The sequence below is a fragment of the Staphylococcus xylosus genome (assembly GCF_002732165.1).
Taxonomy (GTDB): Bacteria; Bacillota; Bacilli; order Staphylococcales; family Staphylococcaceae; genus Staphylococcus; species Staphylococcus xylosus.
Window position 1 is genome coordinate 641,057 of sequence record NZ_MRZO01000001.1, and the last position, 17,677, is coordinate 658,733.

14 protein-coding genes are annotated in these 17,677 nt (G+C 34.0%); 1 reads left to right on the top strand and 13 read right to left on the bottom strand.

What is annotated here, in order from left to right; all coding sequences use genetic code 11:
* Window positions 1-18: 18 nt before the first annotated feature.
* The 9 genes from BTM19_RS03080 to fapR all read right to left on the bottom strand — a co-directional run bounded on the left by BTM19_RS03080 (window position 19) and on the right by fapR (window position 9,821).
* The gene (locus tag BTM19_RS03080; protein ID WP_029377492.1) at window positions 19-351 is read right to left on the bottom strand and encodes a putative DNA-binding protein; all 333 of its coding nucleotides are present in this window, start codon (window positions 349-351) and stop codon (window positions 19-21) included.
* A complete protein-coding gene (ftsY, locus tag BTM19_RS03085; protein ID WP_038678362.1) occupies window positions 338-1,555 on the bottom strand; it encodes a signal recognition particle-docking protein FtsY in 1,218 nt (405 codons plus the stop codon). The genes BTM19_RS03080 and ftsY overlap by 14 nt, the downstream gene beginning before the upstream one ends.
* A complete protein-coding gene (smc, locus tag BTM19_RS03090) occupies window positions 1,552-5,121 on the bottom strand; it encodes a chromosome segregation protein SMC (protein ID WP_038678360.1) in 3,570 nt (1,189 codons plus the stop codon). The genes ftsY and smc overlap by 4 nt, the downstream gene beginning before the upstream one ends.
* 147 nt (window positions 5,122-5,268) lie before the next feature.
* On the bottom strand, window positions 5,269-5,973 hold the full coding sequence (rnc, locus tag BTM19_RS03095) for a ribonuclease III (protein WP_369965323.1): 705 nt from the start codon (window positions 5,971-5,973) through the stop codon (window positions 5,269-5,271).
* Window positions 5,974-6,235: 262 nt separating this feature from the next.
* Entirely contained in the window at window positions 6,236-6,469 is a 234-nt protein-coding gene (locus BTM19_RS03100; protein WP_029377497.1) for an acyl carrier protein, read from the bottom strand.
* Between the two features lie 157 nt (window positions 6,470-6,626).
* A complete protein-coding gene (gene fabG, locus BTM19_RS03105; protein ID WP_029377498.1) occupies window positions 6,627-7,361 on the bottom strand; it encodes a 3-oxoacyl-[acyl-carrier-protein] reductase in 735 nt (244 codons plus the stop codon).
* A complete protein-coding gene (gene fabD, locus BTM19_RS03110; protein WP_099265721.1) occupies window positions 7,354-8,280 on the bottom strand; it encodes an ACP S-malonyltransferase in 927 nt (308 codons plus the stop codon). Before fabD ends, fabG begins: the two co-directional genes overlap by 8 nt.
* Window positions 8,273-9,259 carry a phosphate acyltransferase PlsX gene (gene plsX, locus BTM19_RS03115; protein WP_029377500.1) on the bottom strand — a complete coding sequence of 329 codons (987 nt, stop codon included), beginning with the start codon at window positions 9,257-9,259 and terminating at the stop codon, window positions 8,273-8,275. The genes fabD and plsX overlap by 8 nt, the downstream gene beginning before the upstream one ends.
* Window positions 9,252-9,821, bottom strand: coding sequence for a transcription factor FapR (gene fapR / locus BTM19_RS03120; RefSeq protein WP_029377501.1), 570 nt, complete (start codon window positions 9,819-9,821; stop codon window positions 9,252-9,254). The genes plsX and fapR overlap by 8 nt, the downstream gene beginning before the upstream one ends.
* 466 nt (window positions 9,822-10,287) lie before the next feature.
* On the opposite strand from fapR, the gene BTM19_RS03125 reads away from it, so the two are divergent.
* Window positions 10,288-11,847: a M4 family metallopeptidase gene (locus BTM19_RS03125; RefSeq protein ID WP_029377502.1), complete on the top strand. Its 1,560-nt coding sequence runs from the start codon at window positions 10,288-10,290 to the stop codon at window positions 11,845-11,847.
* Between the two features lie 179 nt (window positions 11,848-12,026).
* Here BTM19_RS03125 and recG read toward each other — a convergent pair whose 3' ends face one another.
* From recG to fakA, 4 genes are all read right to left on the bottom strand, one after another.
* Complete coding sequence (gene recG, locus BTM19_RS03130) at window positions 12,027-14,072, bottom strand: ATP-dependent DNA helicase RecG (RefSeq protein WP_029377503.1); 2,046 nt, start codon at window positions 14,070-14,072, stop codon at window positions 12,027-12,029.
* Window positions 14,073-14,074: 2 nt separating this feature from the next.
* Window positions 14,075-14,944: an L-serine ammonia-lyase, iron-sulfur-dependent, subunit alpha gene (gene sdaAA, locus BTM19_RS03135; RefSeq protein WP_099265722.1), complete on the bottom strand. Its 870-nt coding sequence runs from the start codon at window positions 14,942-14,944 to the stop codon at window positions 14,075-14,077.
* A 12-nt stretch (window positions 14,945-14,956) separates the two neighbouring features.
* Window positions 14,957-15,622, bottom strand: a complete 666-nt coding sequence (gene sdaAB / locus BTM19_RS03140) for an L-serine ammonia-lyase, iron-sulfur-dependent subunit beta (protein ID WP_038678357.1) — start codon at window positions 15,620-15,622, stop codon at window positions 14,957-14,959.
* Between the two features lie 383 nt (window positions 15,623-16,005).
* A complete protein-coding gene (gene fakA, locus BTM19_RS03145) occupies window positions 16,006-17,664 on the bottom strand; it encodes a fatty acid kinase catalytic subunit FakA (RefSeq protein WP_029377506.1) in 1,659 nt (552 codons plus the stop codon).
* Window positions 17,665-17,677: the final 13 nt, after the last annotated feature.

The window sequence follows — 17,677 nt, forward strand, 5'->3', positions numbered from 1 at the left end:
ATACCTCCTTTGTGTTCTCTAGTCTAAATCTTCTAGTGCTTGAATGTATTGCTTTATTTTTTCTGGTTCATTAACATGCTGCTTAATTTGTTCATATAATTTTTGTCTTTGTTCAAAATTACGGTATAAACCTAATTTCGTTTCATAATCTTCAACTAAATCGCCAGTTCTTCTTATGTTATCATACACTGCTTGTCGACTCACATCAAATGTATCAGCTATCTCGCTTAAAGAATAGTCCTGTAAATAGAATAACTCTAAATAGTTTCTTTGCTTTTGAGTGAGTAACGCTTGATAAAAGTCAAACAAGTAGTTCATACGAATCGTTTTAATTAAATCATTTTGACTCATCTGAGTGACCATCAATTTCTTCCGCGTTTTTATTTGGCGCTTCATTTTCATCTACATTTTGTTCAATCATATCAGCAAATAGTCCATAAACATAACTTTCTGGATTGAATGGTTGTAAATCATCTAATTTTTCACCTAAACCTACATATTTTACTGGTATGTGTAGTTCATTACGTATTGCTAACACGATACCACCTTTGGCAGTACCATCTAATTTCGTAAGTACAATACCCGTCACGTTAGTAACTTCTTTAAATGATTTCGCTTGTGACAATGCGTTTTGACCTGTAGTTGCATCTAAGCATAGTAATACTTCATGAGGTGCTTCTGGGACAGCACGTCCTATGACACGCTTCACTTTTTCTAATTCATTCATTAAATTAGATTTGTTTTGTAAACGCCCTGCTGTATCACAAATAAGAATATCTACATCCTTACTTTTCGCAGCATTTATTGCATCATACATTACTGCAGCTGGGTCTGAACCTTCGCTCTGACTCATTACTTCAACTCCAACACGTTCTCCCCAAACTTTAAGTTGTTGAATCGCACCCGCTCTGAATGTATCTCCTGCAGCTAACATTACTTTCTTACCTTCTGCTTGATAACGGTGGGCTAATTTACCGATTGTTGTTGTTTTACCAACACCATTGACACCTACCATTAAAATGACATTAAGTCCTTCATTTTCTATATTCATTACTTCTGAATTATCATCATCTTGATGATAAATTTCCACTATTTTTTCTACAATAACTTCTCGTAAATCTTCTGTTTCTGAAATATTACGACGTTGTGCTTCTTCACGCAATTCTTCAACTAATTGCATTACCGTGTTAAATCCAACGTCAGCCGTAATAAGCATTTCTTCTAAAGCTTCGAAGAATTCTTCATCAACTTTACGATAACGTGCAATTAAATTGTTAAGTTGAGCTTGGAAGTTTTCACGAGATTTCTCTAATCCTGCTCTAAATTTCGCACCTAATTGCTGTGCTTCAATTTCTTCAAAGTCTTCTATAGATATTAGGCCATCATCATCAAAATCTGCTTCTTTTAATTTTTTTGGCTTTTTGACTGGTTGTTCATCTTGGGACTCATCTATCTCTTTTTGAGAGTCCTCAGATAATTGTTCTAGATCTTCTTGTTGCTTTGGTTCTTCTGAGTTACTAGAAAATTTATCCTTTAATCGTTTGAAAAAGCTCATGCTTGTTCCTCCTTAATAACTTCATCAATTGTATTTAAATTCACACTCACTAATTTGGATACACCAGATTCTTGCATCGTTACACCATATAATCGGTCTGAAAATTCCATCGTGCCCTTGCGGTGAGTAATCACAATAAATTGTGTTTGGTCTGATAAAGCTTTAAGATATTGTGCATATCTAATAACATTTGCTTCGTCCAATGCAGCTTCTACTTCGTCTAATATAACAAATGGTGCTGACCTTACTTTTAATATTGCAAATAATAGAGCAATAGCACTGAGTGCACGTTCTCCACCACTTAATAAAGATAAGTGTTGTAGTTTTTTGCCTGGAGGTTGAACAATAATATCTACGCCTGCTGATAAGTAATCGTCATCCGTTAAACGTAATTCTGCTTGTCCGCCACCAAATAGTGATTTAAACACTTCAGCAAAATGGCCTTGTACAGCATGGAAAGTCTCTTTAAAACGGTCTTTCACTTCTTGATCCATTTCTTCTATAAGCTGTTCCAATGTTGCTTTAGCTGCCCTTAAATCAGCACGTTGTTCATCTAAAAATGTATAACGTGCGTTAACTTCCTCAAATTGTTCAATCGCATTTAGATTAACATGTCCTAATTCTTCAATAGACATTTTTGTTAACTTGACTTTTTTACGCAACACTTCAATATCCTCATCTAATTCATATAACTCACTCGCACGTTCATACGTCATATGATAAGTATCATTCAAGTGGTTGATTGCATAATTAATTAGCACATCTAAACGTGATTGCTCAGATTTAATATCTTGGTAGCGATTTTCAATAGATAAAATATCTTGATTCGCTTCTTGTAACATTTGATCTGTTTCTTCAATTTTATCATTTAATTCTAGTCTACGCGATTTCACTTCTTCGATGTCTTGTGCTAATTGAGCTTTAGCATTTTTACTTTGCTCAATATTACTTTGAATTGTCTCAAAGGCTTTTTCACCGGTCATTTCATCAGAATTAAATAACTTTATTTGGTCATCTAATTTTTCTTGTTGACTAGCAACCGTTGAGAGTTGTTTAGTAATTCTTGTGTGTGTTTGTTTTTGTGCACTCAATCTTTCTTTTACTACTGCTAAATCCGACTGCTTTTGGTGTAACTGTTGTTGGATTTGTGTTGTACTCTCTTTGCCTTCTTTAGATAATTTTGTATAAAGGTCAATATCTTCCTCTAACTTTTGTAATTGGGTTTTAATTTCAACCAATTTTTGTTTTTTATCATTTAAGGTTTGCTTGCTCGTTGCACTTTGATATCCGTCATTTTTTTCAAATTCAAATTCTTCATGTTCATCTTTTAAATGTGCTTCATTTTTTCGTAATCTATCTAACTCTAACTCATAATCATGAACTTTTTGTTTTGCTGAATTATAAATTTGACTTGTGGCGAAATAGTTTTCGCTAGTACTATCTGCATTTTCTTTGATTTCTTGGAATTGTTTCTCAAATTGAACAGTTTGCTTTTGATAATCTGCTAATTGTGCACGCATTTTAGCAAGTTCATCTTTTTGTGCTAAAATACTTTTCGATTTTCGATCGCCGCCTCCGGTCATAGATCCACCAGGATTAACTATATCTCCATCTAATGTAACAATACGTGTACGGTATCTTATTTTTCGAGCTAGTTCATTAGCATTTTTTAATTCATCAACGACAATTGTATTACCTAATAAATTTTGTACGACGTTTTGATAATCCGCTTCAACTTGAATCGCTTGAGATGCGATGTTAATAAAACCTTCTGCCTCTTGAGCTGTCGTCAATATATCACTAGCAATTTGACGTGGTTGAATAACATTTAATGGTAAAAATGTTGCTCTTCCTAAACCGTGTTGTTTAAGATATTGAATCGCTTGACGTCCTTCTTTTTCAGAATCAACAATAACGTGTTGTAAAGATGCGCCTAAAGCCGTTTCAATAGCTTTAGTTAAATCTGAAGGTACTTGGATAACTTCTGCTACCGCACCTCGAATTCCTGTTAACTGATTATTTTTTGCTTTTAATATATGTTTAACTCCATTAAAGAAATAACTATATTCTTCTTGTTGTGTCGCAGCACTATCTATACGAGACTTAAGCTTTTCATTGAACCTATATGCCTGATGTAATTTTTCTTCATATTCACTACGTTGTTGTTTGAGTTCTGTTAATTTGTGTTCATACTCATTAAGTTGCTGCTCTGCTTTTTTTAATTCTTTCTGTGCCATTGTGCTGTTTTTTTCAGCTTCGTTAATGTCGTGTTGAATTTGTTTCAATTGTTCAAATGCTTCAAGTAGTCTTGAATCTAAGCGTGATTGTTTAGATTCATTTTCTTGTATCGTATGCTCTAAAAAGCGTATATCATTATTCACATCTGACTGTTCCGACATCAACTGATAATATTTGTTTTTAATTTCTTCTAACTTTTCATCATGTTGATCATCCGTCACATAAAGTTGAGATTCAAAATATTGTATTTTTTCATTTAATTCTTTTTGTTGTGATTTAAGTCGATCTATCTCTGTTTGTGCTTCCGCTTTCTCTTGCTTTAATGTAGCAGTTTGATTCAGAAGGCTTTCTTGCTCTTCTTCAAATCTTGCGTTTGTTTTAGATTGATTCTTTTTACGTTCTTCTAACACATTTAATTGACCCGTATATTTTTCAACTTCTTCTGTAGCTTTTACGAGTTGATAATTTAAAGATTCGATGCGTTCATCTAATTGCTGTCTTTCAGCTTTAAACTTATTTAGTGATTGTGTGTGTTGAACTTTTTCACCATCTTTTGTTGATTGCTGGCTTTTTAAATAATTTAACTTTTCGTCTAGTTCGTGGATATTATTGTTATATTGTTCAATATCATAGACCGTTACTAGTACATCACTCTTTTCCATTTCTTTTGAAAGATGCTTATATTCTTTGGCAATTGCTGCCTCTTCTCGTAACGGTTCAACCCGACCTTCTAAGTCGTATAAAATATCTTCTACTCGTGAAAGGTTATCTTCAGTTTGAGCTAATTTTTGTACTGAAGTTGCCTTTCTTTTTTTATATTTCAACACACCTGCAGACTCTTCTAAAATTTGTCTTCTATCGATAGGCTTGGCATTTAATATTTCATCTACTCGACCTTGTGAAATAATACTAAACGCTTCTTTTCCTAAACCTGAATCTAAGAATAAATCTAGAATATCTTTTAACCTTGCTCTATCATTGTTCAGGTAATATTCACTTTCGCCACTTCTATACAAACGACGCGTCACTGTTAATTCATCAGCTTCTACCTGCAACTTGCCTGCACTATTATCTAACTTTAATTTTACTTCTGCATAATTCTGAGCTTTACGATGTTCTGCGCCGGAAAAAATAATATCTTCCATTTTAGCACCACGTAAAGATTTAGCTGACTGCTCACCTAACACCCATTTTATTGCATCAGTGATATTACTTTTCCCACTACCGTTTGGTCCAACTATTGCTGTTACGCCTTCATCAAACTGAACGTTTGTATGCTCAGCAAAAGATTTAAAACCAAAGGCATCTATAGATTTTAAATAAACCATGCTATTCTCCTTCAAGGTGTTCCTTATCTTGTATCAATTTAGAAACACTTTTACATTAACCTTTAAGTTAATACATTTCTTAATAAACAACATTTTAGAATTAATCCTATCAATGTATTACTTATTATAAAAATGCATTTGCTATATTTACTTATTTTTTAATTTTTTATATGCTTGTTCAGCAGCTTTTTGTTCTGATTCTTTTTTAGTCTTTCCTTTTCCTTCTGCTACGGCTTTATCTTCTAAAATAACTTCAGAAGTAAACAGTCTATGATGTGCTGGTCCTTCTTCATTGATGAGTCGATAAGTCACATCGCCTTGGTTTTGTCTGTGCACAAACTCTTGAAATTGTGTTTTAAAATCTACCACACCATCTAATTCATCATCTTCTACGTAAGGGAATATAATCTTCTCGGAGAATTTCCATACTGCTTCTAAACCTTGATCTAAATACAGTGCACCTACAAATGCTTCAAAAGCATCAGAAACTAGTGAAGGACGACTTCTGCCCCCTGTTTTTTCTTCGCCTTTTCCTAATAAAATTAATTCATTCAATTGAATTTTTTTCGCAAATATTACAAGTGATGGCTCACATACAATTGTTGCACGCATTTTTGTTAAATTACCTTCAGGCAATTCTGGATATTTATCAAATAAATAGCGTGAAACCGTCAATTCTAATACCGCATCTCCTAAAAATTCTAATCTTTCATTGTGATCTAAGCGATCCATATTAAAATCATTTATGAAACTAGAATGCGAAAATGCCTGTTGATATAAATCGACTTGATTAAAATTCAAATCTAATTCTTGCATTTTTTGGGCAAACTTTTTTTGGAATGCTTGAACCATTTCTTTCTTTTTATGATTGGTCAATCTCTTTCCTCCTCAGATAAAAACAACTATATGCTAAAATTACTGTATACGCTTTTATTCTACGTGAAAGTTCAATAAAACTAAAGAAAAAACTGTTTGTCATATATAAGATTGTTACGCTCTACAACTAGTGTGTAATACATTTATATTAACGTTCAATTAATCTACAGTTTGATTATAGATGTTTCTCAAATAAAAAAATCTGAGCCGTTTTTACTACGACTCAGATATTTGCTTATTATTTTTCAATACTATTGATAAAGTTAACCGCATCACCAACTGTGTTGATTTTTTCAGCTTCTTCATCTGGAATTTCAGTACCAAATTCGTCTTCTAATTCCATTACTAATTCAGCGATATCTAGTGAGTCAGCGCCTAAATCATCTTTAAAAGATGCATCTTTAGTAACTTTTTCAGCGTCAACACCTAAACGGTCAACTATAATATCTTTTACTTTGTCGAAGTTTTCCACGTCGATTCACCTCCTTTTAAAAAAGTCTAATTATAGACTTTTATATTTTCCCATTTTATCAATTGAAATACAAGTAGTAATTCACAGTATTACACTAGAAAAACTTATATCATGTTCAAACGAACAACGACTTGTGAACAATTGAATAGCTCATAGGTTACATATACATGCCACCATTGACATGAATTGTTTGACCTGTAATGTATTTAGCTTTTTCAGAAGCTAAAAATGCTACAGTATGAGCAATATCGGAATCTTCACCAAATTCAGCTAATGGGATTTGTTCTAACATTTGTGCTTTAAGTTCATCACTTAATGCATCTGTCATATCTGAAACAATAAATCCTGGCGCAACAGCATTAACAGTAATGTGTCTAGATGCTAATTCTTTTGCAGCTGACTTGGTTAATCCGATAACACCTGCTTTAGTGGCAACATAGTTAGCTTGTCCTGGATTTCCAACCGCGCCAACAACGCTTGATAAATTGATGATAGAACCGCCTTTTTGTCTTAACATTTGTGGTGTGACTTTTTGAATACAATTAAAGACACCTTTTAAGTTTGTATCAATGACATCATCCCACTCTTGCTCTTTCATTCTCATCAATAAATTATCACGTGTAATACCGGCATTGTTTACAAGTACATCTACTGAGCCAAATTGACTAACTACTTCTTTAATCATCGCTTTGACTTCATCACCGTTTGCTACATTCGCTTGAATCGCAAAGCTTTCTACGCCTTTAGCTTTGATTTCTTCTACGACAGCATCAGCTTTCTCTTTATTACCGGCATAATTTACTACAACATTATAACCTTCTTCTGCTAATTGGATAGCAATACTGCGTCCGATACCTCTTGACGCTCCTGTTACTAATGCACTTTTAGTCATTTTCATTCCAACCTTTCACGTCTTCTAGTGTTTGAATTGAAGTTACTTTTACATCTCTGTTAATTTTTTTAATTAAACCTGATAATACTTTGCCAGGGCCAATTTCAATAAATTGATCCACACCTTGATCAATTAACCACTGCGTTGAATTTATGAATTGAACAGGTGAATATAATTGTTCTATCATATTTGCTTTAATGACGTTTGCATCAGTTTCACCTTTGGCATGTACATTTTGTACCACGGGATATTGAGCATCTCGCCACTCGAACTGATCAATAAATGATGCAAAATCATCTTTGATTACTTGCATCATAGATGAATGGAATGGACCCGATACGGCTAATGGTAAAACACGCTTAGCGCCTAATGATTTACCTTCAGCTACTAACTGATCAATTAATGTTTTATGACCTGAAACAACGATTTGTCCAGGAGAATTAATATTTGCTGGTTCAATAATTTCCTCTTCAGTTGATAATTGCTTACATATAGCATCAACTTCCTCGTAGTTCAAACCTAATACAGCCGCCATGCTTCCCACACCATTCGGGAAAGCTTCAGCCATAAGTTGACCACGCTTTCTTACAATCTTTACTGCGTCTTCGAATTTCAACACATTGCTTGCGACTAAACTCGCATACTCGCCTAAGCTATGCCCCATTGTGTAATCTGCATTCAACTCATTTAACGCATTGAATAATGCAATGCTATGGGTTAATAAAGCGGGTTGTGTATTTTCAGTTTGACCAAGTTTTTCTTCGCTATCTGTGAACATTGTTTCTAAGATATCGAAGTCTAAAGCTTGTTGTGCTTGATTTAAAATTGAAGTTGCTACTTCGTCTTGTTCATATAAATCGTTCGCCATACCAACTTTTTGTGAACCTTGGCCTGGAAATATTATCGCTGTTTTACTCATCTTGTGTACCCACCGTTTCTTTCATAGTTTCAACAATTTTTTGTTCACCGGCAATTTTTGCCTGACGAATCGCTGAATAAAATGCTTTAGCACTAGAACTACCATGCGCTTTCACTACCGTGCCATTCAGTCCTAATAATACAGATCCACCATACTCAGCATAATCCATTTTCGCCATTAATCCTTTTAGGTCTTTTTTCAAAATTAGTGCTGCAACTTTATTTTTTAAGCTGCTTAAAAGTGTTGACTTAAACATTTTACCCATCGCTTTAGCTACACCTTCTAAATTTTTCAAAATCATATTACCGGTATAACCATCAGTCACTACAACATCAGCAGCATCATTCATCAATTCTTTAGCTTCTACGTTACCTGTAAAATGAAAGTCAGTTTGTGTTTCCATTAAATGATAAGCCTTTTTGGTCAATGTATTACCTTTGGCTGCTTCAGTACCAATATTCAATAAACTTACTGAAGGTTGTGAAATACCTCTAATCTTTTGTGCATAAATATTACCAAGTTGAGCATATTGCAATAAATGTTCTGCCTTTGCTTCAGCATTTGCGCCAACATCCATAAACACAAAACCTTTGCCCGAAACTGTTGGCAACGTCACAACTAATGCTGGACGCTCTACACCCTTGATACGGCCGACTATAAATAACCCTGCTGACATTAGAGCACCTGTGTTTCCAGCTGAAACACACCCATCTGCTTCTCCAGATTTCACTGCTTCTGCCATTCGAACCATTGAGCTATCTTTTTTACGCTTAATCGCTCTAACAGGTTCATCGTGCATAGTTATAGACTCTGTACAATGACGTACTTCTACACGGTCATGCTTTAGGGTACATTTTGACTCATCACCAAATAAAATGATTTCTAAATCTTCAAATTTGTTAACCGCCATTTCAACAGCTTCCAAAACGATTTCAGGTGCGTCATCTCCACCCATCATATCAATCGCTAATTTAACCATTTTGTTCATCCTCACTTGTATAATACATTTTAAATGTTCCTTTAAAAACAATCGTATCTTTAACATACGATTCGACTTTTATAATATAATATTTATTTGTTATTTCACTGGTTTGCGCATTAGCGCGTACCGTTTCGTTTAATTTCACTGGTTTTGTAAACACAACATTACTTTCACTTGTTAATACGACTGATTTATGTATAAGTGCTACACATAAAGAGTTTGCTTGTGCAAATAGAACGTGCCCTCTCGCGATTTTATTTTTGGTGAAGACAGATTCTTCATCAATATTAATAATTGAAGTGGCATATTTGTCAGGTTCTACATTAATCACATCACCTATGATTTCATTTCCTTCAATAGAACGGATACTTTCATAGTTTTTCCTAGCTACAGATTTAATTCGTGTTCTTAACTCAGGAATATTTAAGTGTGTACGATCCAACCTTATTGTTTGGATGCTTACTGAAAATAAAGTACTTAAATCTAAATCTGTAATAAACGGATTTTTAGCTATCTCTTTTTTTATTGCGTCACGCCGCTCTTGTTTTTTTAATTTCATCGCATTCAAACTCCCATGTTTTTAGTACCAAGTCTTAAACACTCCTAACATATCATAACACTTTCCTTTTCAATTGCTCAACAAAAAACATACGTAAGTTCGAATTTAATAACTTTTAAGTACATATTTTTAATAATATCTAAACCAGTATACTTTTTCATCTAGTAAACAATGATAATCATCATTCATTAAATCCTCCAAATTCATTTAAAAATAAGTTTACGAAAATTTCTTCGAATTGGACAATAACACAATACTTAATAGCATTATTTAAATGTTTATGCATAATAAATTTCAACATTTGTTATACATATTATTTATTCATTTTAAATAAATAAATATTTTCGCTTTTTCCTGTTGAATTAATTATAAACTATACGTATAATTTTAAATAATTTGAAATTTCAAATATATTTAAAATAATCAGAAAATTATTTTTTATACCATTCATTTCTAGGAGGATATTATGAAGAAAATTTTTTCTACCACGCTACTAGCTAGTTCTATTTTAGCTATTACATCAGGTAACGTTCACGCTGAGGAAAGTAATAGTATACAACCTGAGAGTTTTAAAAAGGCTGATAATTCAACTATTCAAAATGAGACAGACGTAAAACAATATCTAAATCAGCATGCACAAGATTTGGTCAAAGACTCAAGCAAAACTAAAACTGAAACTTTTAATAAAAATGCCTTTAAACAATATGAAGTAGCAAATAAAAATACAGACAAAACTGGTGTGACACACTATACTCTAAAGGCTAAAATTAATGACATCACTTCTAGTGATAGTACACTTAAGGTACATGTAAACAAAAAAGGCGACGTAAAATTAATCAATGGTAGTATTGACAAACCATACATAAATGTTAAAAATTCAAACGAGATAACTTCTGCTCAAGCCGAAAAAAACGCTTTTAAAGCCATCGGTAAATCAAAATCAAAAGTTAAAAATATCAAAGGTTATGACATCGTTAGTAAAAACAATTTGGATATAAATAGTGATAAACAAAAACTCGTTTATAATATTGAATTGAACTATGTTTCACCTAAGGTAGCACATTGGAAGATTCAAGTTGATGCAGCAACAGGTAAAATCATAAAAAAACAAAACACACTTCAAAAAGCAACAACTGAAGGAAAAGGTACTGGCGTTAACGGAGATGTAAAATCACCACTTAACTTAACTCAATCACAAAATCAATATACGCTACATGATACATCTAGTAATGCAACAATTGATACACAAACTGCTAATAATACGACAAATACTATGGCGCCAATTACTAATGATAGTACAAACTTCAATAAAAAATCTCAACGAGCTGGTGTTGATGCACATTATTATGCAAAAGAAGTTTATGACTATTATTTAGATACATTTGATAGAGACAGCTATGATGATAATGGTGGCTCAATTAATTCTATTGTCAATTATGATAAGAATTTCAACAATGCTGCGTGGACTGGACAATACATGATATACGGTGATGGCGACGGCCAAACCTTTAAAGAACTATCAGGTGCTAGTGATGTCGTGGCCCACGAACTAACACATGCAGTAACAGAGCGTACTGCTGGCTTAGAATATAGCTATCAACCAGGAGCATTAAATGAATCATTTTCTGATGTATTTGGGTATTTTGTCGATCCAGATAATTGGTTAATGGGTGAAGATATTTACACGCCTGACCAAGATGGCGATGCTTTAAGAAGTCTGAAGAACCCTGAAGATTACAACCAACCAGCTCACATGGATCAATACCAAAAAGGCAGCGAAGATAACGGCGGTGTTCATACCAATAGCGGTATACCAAATAAGGCTGCATATTTAACCATCACAGATATTGGAAAAGACAAAGCAGAACAAATTTATTATCTTGCCCTCACAGAATACTTAACACCAAATGCTCAATTTACAGATGCTAAAACAGCACTCACTGTTGCGGCAGATAAACTATATGGCGATAATAGCGAAGAAGGTAAAGCAATTGAAAAAGCATGGGATGATGTTGGTGTGAAATAATTTAAAAGTGTTTATCATTGTTAACATCAGAAAACACACGATGAGTCATTTAAAAAAAACAAACTTAAAACTAGCATATTAATATCACATTATGTTGACCTAAAAACCAAGGCACTTTCCAGTAAAACAATGACAAAGTCATTTTATTTTACTGGAAAGTGCCTTAATTTTACTTATGATTAATCGAAGCTCATATATAGTAAATTCTTCTCAATAAATGATCTTAAAGTTTGGTATTGTGGCTCAAAAAATATTCCTGTTTGAATTAATTCTGCCGCTTCATCTCTAGCAACTTCTAACATTTTATAGTCTTCGACCACGTTTGCGACTAAGAAATCTGGCAAACCACTTTGTTTTACGCCGAAGAAATCTCCGGGACCTCTCATTTCAAGATCTCGTTCACTGAGTTCGAAACCATCTGTTGTTTGCGTCATGATATTCATACGTTCTATACCTGTTTCGGTTTTTGGTGAAGCAATCAATACGCAATAACTTTGATGTTCACTTCTACCTACACGACCTCTCAACTGATGTAATGTAGATAATCCAAAACGATCGGCATCGTATATCATCATAAATGTAGCGTTTGGCACATTTACCCCTACCTCGACAACGGTTGTTGATACTAAAATATCTATTTCATGATTACTGAATTTTTGCATAACCTCATCTTTTTCATTGGAATGCATTTTACCATGTAATAACCCCACTTTGTCAGTACCATAATAAGCTTGTAATGATTCATATAATTCAACCACATTTTGAACATCTTCTAGGTGTTCAGAGCTTTCAATCAATGGACATATGACGTAAGCTTGACGACCTTTCTTCAATTCAGAAGTCATTTGGTTCAAAACACTTTCGTACGCTTCATGTTTTGACCATGAAGTAATAATTGGTTTTCTACCTTTTGGTAACTGCTTAATTGATGAAACATCCATTTCACCAAATACTGAAATAGCTAAGGTTCTAGGGATAGGCGTTGCTGTCATGAATAGTACATTCGTCATAGCACCTTTTTCTCTAAGTAGTTGTCGTTGATTCACACCAAAACGATGTTGCTCATCAGTAATAACAAGTCCAACATTATTAAATTTCACGTCATCCTGAATCAATGCATGTGTTCCAATTAAACAATCAATTTCATTATTATTTAATTGATCTAATAATAATCGTCGCTTTTTACCTTTTACTGAACCCGTTAATAACGCGACATTCATCCTATCACCAAATATATCTACTAAACTTTCAGCATGCTGTTCTGCTAAAATTTCAGTCGGAACCATTAATGCCGATTGAAAACCAGCAGTTTTCAACGCATACATGCAGATAGCTGCAACAACAGTTTTCCCAGAGCCCACATCACCTTGGAGTAAACGATGCATACGTATTGGAGCCTTCAAATCACGAAAGATTTCATTAACGCTATGTTTTTGGGCATCAGTGAGTTCAAAAGGCAAACTATCAATAAAATGTTTAACTAAATTGATATCATAATCAACCTCAATAGCTTCATCCGAAGTTTTCTCAAGCCTATTCAACCATTGCATTCTTAGTTCGAACATAAACAACTCTGTAAATGCATATGTTCTACGCGCCTTTAGTAATGAAGCTTTATCAGTTGCAAAATGAAGTGCTTTAATTGTATTTTCTAATGATTCTAACTTATATTTTTTTCTTAACTCTGGTGATAACCATTCATGTATAGATACTTGATCTAATACTTGACGTATCATATCTCTTAATGGTTTTTGCTTAATACCCTCTTTTATACGATACACAGGTTCGAATTGGGCAGACTCTGTAACCTGTTGATTGAAAAACATTCTATTTCCATTAATTTCTTGCTTTCTTCTATCCCATTTACCTTTTACCGTAACCGTGCCATGTAGTTCAATTTTCTTTTTTAAATAAGGCTGATTGAAAAAAGTACACTTTACTGCAATGTTATTGACCATGATATGTACTGTTAACTTAGATTTATTACGACCAAAAAAAGCGACAGTCGGTGTTGAATATACTTCACCTACCACTGTCACTGTCGCTTGGTCTTCTGCTTCATTTAAGTCAATTACAGTATTATCTTCGTAACGTGTCGGTAGATATAAGATTAAATCTTCAACGGTATAAATATTTAATTCATTTAACACCGCTAAACGTTTAGGTCCTAGACCTTTAATTTGAGATAACGGAAATGGACTTTCTATTAAATTGACTTTTGACATTATTAATCACCAAATATTTCTTGTTTTAGACGCTGACCTGTCGGTGTGCCAGCTATACCTCCACGACCAGTTTCACGTAAAGCAGATGGCATCGTTTGGCCAATCTTATACATTGCTTCTATCACTTCATCTGTCGGTATTCTAGATGTTACACCTGCTAATGCCATGTCTGCAGATACGATTGCATTAGAAGCACCGGCAGCATTTCTTTTCACGCAAGGAACCTCTACTAAACCAGCAACTGGATCACATACTAAACCTAGCATATTTTTCAAACAAATTGCAAAGGCTTCAGCTGATTGCTGTGGTGTACCTCCAGCAAGTTCAACTGTTGCACCTGCCGCCATAGCCGCTGCCGAGCCTACCTCAGCTTGACAACCACCAGCCGCACCTGAAATTGATGCATTGTTTGCTACAACGAAACCAAACGCACCTGAGGTTAATAAAAAGTTAAGCATATCTTTACGTGTGGGCTCAAGACGAGGTTTTAAGCCAAATAATACACCTGGCACTACACCAGCTGAACCTGCAGTAGGCGTTGCACAAATTTTTCCCATCGCTGCGTTGACTTCGTTTGTTGCAACTGCTTTACTAACTGCATCTAATAACGTTGCACCTGATAATGATTTCCCTGTTTTTAAATATTCTTTAATTAATACAGCATCTCCACCAGTTAGTCCCGTCGTTGATGTTACTCCCGCTAGTCCTTCATCCAATGCATTTTCCATTGTTTGTAAATTTTTATCCATATGTGCATAGACATCAGCTTCAGATAAACCTGTCACTTCCATCTCTTGTTCTAACATAATTTCATGAATTTTCTTATCTTGTGCCTCACACATCTCTATTAATTCTTTCACGCTTTTAAACATGCAATACCTCCGTTAGGCGTCTCCCATGAGTGAAACCGTCACTACACCATCGACGTTTTTAATTTTCTCTATAATATCTTTGTTTACAGCATCGTCTAACTCGCAAGTCATTAACGCTTGATCGCCTTTTTCTTTTCTCGATACTTGCATACTTCCCACATTAATACTTGAATCTCCTAAAATATTAGCTACTTTACCGATTGTGCCGAATGTATCCTTGTGAAATACAAACAATGCTGGGTAATTCCCACTAATTGCAATATTAAAGCCGTTAATTGCTACAACTTCAATTTTACCACCGCCGATAGACACACCTTCCACCGAAATCTCCTTTTCAGCATTACGCATATTTATAATAGCTGTATTAGGATGTGATCTCTCTTCAGCCATTTCTATAAAATTAACTTTCATTCCTGCAGTTTCTGCTGCTTCTAAACTCTTTTGTATTCTATCGTCATCCGTATCATAGCCTAATAAGCCACCTACAAGTGCAACATCTGTGCCATGACCTTTATAAGTTTCCATAAATGAGCCATACAAATAGATATCAACTTGATTCGGTAATTGATTAAATAAATCTCTTGCTACCAATCCAATTCTTACCGCCCCTGCTGTATGAGATGACGACGGACCTATCATTGTTGGACCAATTATATCGAAAACTGTTTTATATTTCATAATTATACCCCACTCTTGTTTTTAATGTTTCTAAAGTGTTGCGCTTACATTCTTAAACATCTAGTTTATTATAACAAGTTCATTAGACATTATAAACCAAAACTGGTTGCATTGTTCTTTTTAAGTTTAAAATATAATTGACTGCAATTCATATAAACTTGCATAATTAAATTAAATCACTACATAAAAACGAGAGCGAAATAGAAATCAAAACTAAATTTGATTTCGTACTCTCGCTCTCAAAACATCAGAATGTTTAGTATTAAACCTACAATAAAACAATATTCAAACCATTGTTTGACTACATAGCCTATTTACAATGATGCTTAATTTTTAGTCACATCTAAATATCATTGCGTTTAAATCAATAACTATTTCGGCAATCATTCTACTGAAAATAAATATTGGTATACAGGTTGCTGGCCATCATGTTGATCTAGCTCGATATCTGGATAAGTTTCCTCAACCCATGTTTCTATCTCGGCAGTAACAGTTTCATTCGCATCTTCCCCAACAATCATAGTTATGATTTCACTATCTTCTTCAATCATTTGTGAAAGCAAGCCTTTAACTGTATCAAACTCATTATCTTGACTTGTAACAATTTTATCTTCTACTAAGCCCATAAATGCGCCTTTTTTAATCTCAACGCCATCTATTTTAGTATCTCTAACTGCATAAGTAACTGAACCAGAATTAACCGCTTCTAATGATTCCACCATACGAGATTTATTATCATCAAGTGAATCAGACGCATCATAGTTAAATAATGCAGCAATGCCTTGAGGAATAGATTTTGTTGGAATAACAATCGCTTCTGCTTCAACAATATCAGCTGCTTGTTCACTAGCCATAAGGATATTTTTATTGTTTGGTAAAATGATCGCGCGTTTACATTGTGATTGTTCAATCATTTTCACTATGTCTTCCGTCGATGGGTTCATAGTTTGGCCACCACTAATCATATGTGTTGCGCCCATTGATTTAAACAACTCAGAAACGCCATCACCCATTGATATAGCAATTACAGCAGTTTCAACAGTTTCGTTTTCATCACTTTGAGGTACAGATTGATTATTTTGCTCTTTTTTCACAACTTCTCTGTGTTGTTCACGCATATTTTCTACTTTTAATTTAATTAATTCACCATATTGTTGACCATAATTAAATACATCACCTGGTTTTTCAGTATGTACGTGTACTTTAACTATTTCTTCATCGTTAATCACTAATAAAGAATCACCAAATGCACTCATATCTTCTCTGAATTCTTGTTCATCGAAAGTTTTTTTATTTTTACCAAAACGAACCATCATTTCAGTACAATAACCAAATTCAATGTCTTCAGTATTAATCACACCATGAAAATCATGCGCTTCATTTACCAATGAATCTTTGTCTAATTTTGGTGATTGTGCGGATACTTTTTCTCCTTTTAATGCTTTTAGGAAACCTTCATAAACCACTACCAAACCTTTACCACCACTATCAACAACTCCTACTTCTTTTAAAACTGGTAATAAGTTCGGTGTGTTTTCAAGTGAAATTTCTGCTTGTTCTAAAATATAAGTCATCAACTCAATACAATCTTCAGTTTCTTCAGCTTTACGCATTGCAGCATCTCCTGCATCTCTAGCTACTGTTAAGATTGTACCTTCTACTGGTTTCATAATTGCTTTATACGCTGTATCTACACCAGCTTTAAAGCTTTCGGCAAATTGTTGTGCATTGATTTCGTCATAATCTTCTAAATTTTTACTAAAGCCTCTAAATAATTGGGATAATATTACACCAGAGTTACCTCTAGCACCCATTAATAAACCTTTAGAATATGTCTTTCCTAGTTCACCTATATGTTGTGACAAATTCTCTTCTACTGCTTCTCTACCAGATGTCATAGTCAAATTCATATTAGTTCCTGTGTCTCCATCAGGTACTGGATATACATTTAATGAATCGACTAAATCTGCATGATTTGATAAATTTTGTGCCCCTTGTATAATCATTTCGGCAAATAATTTACCATTTATTTTGCTAACCATTGCGTAATGTCCT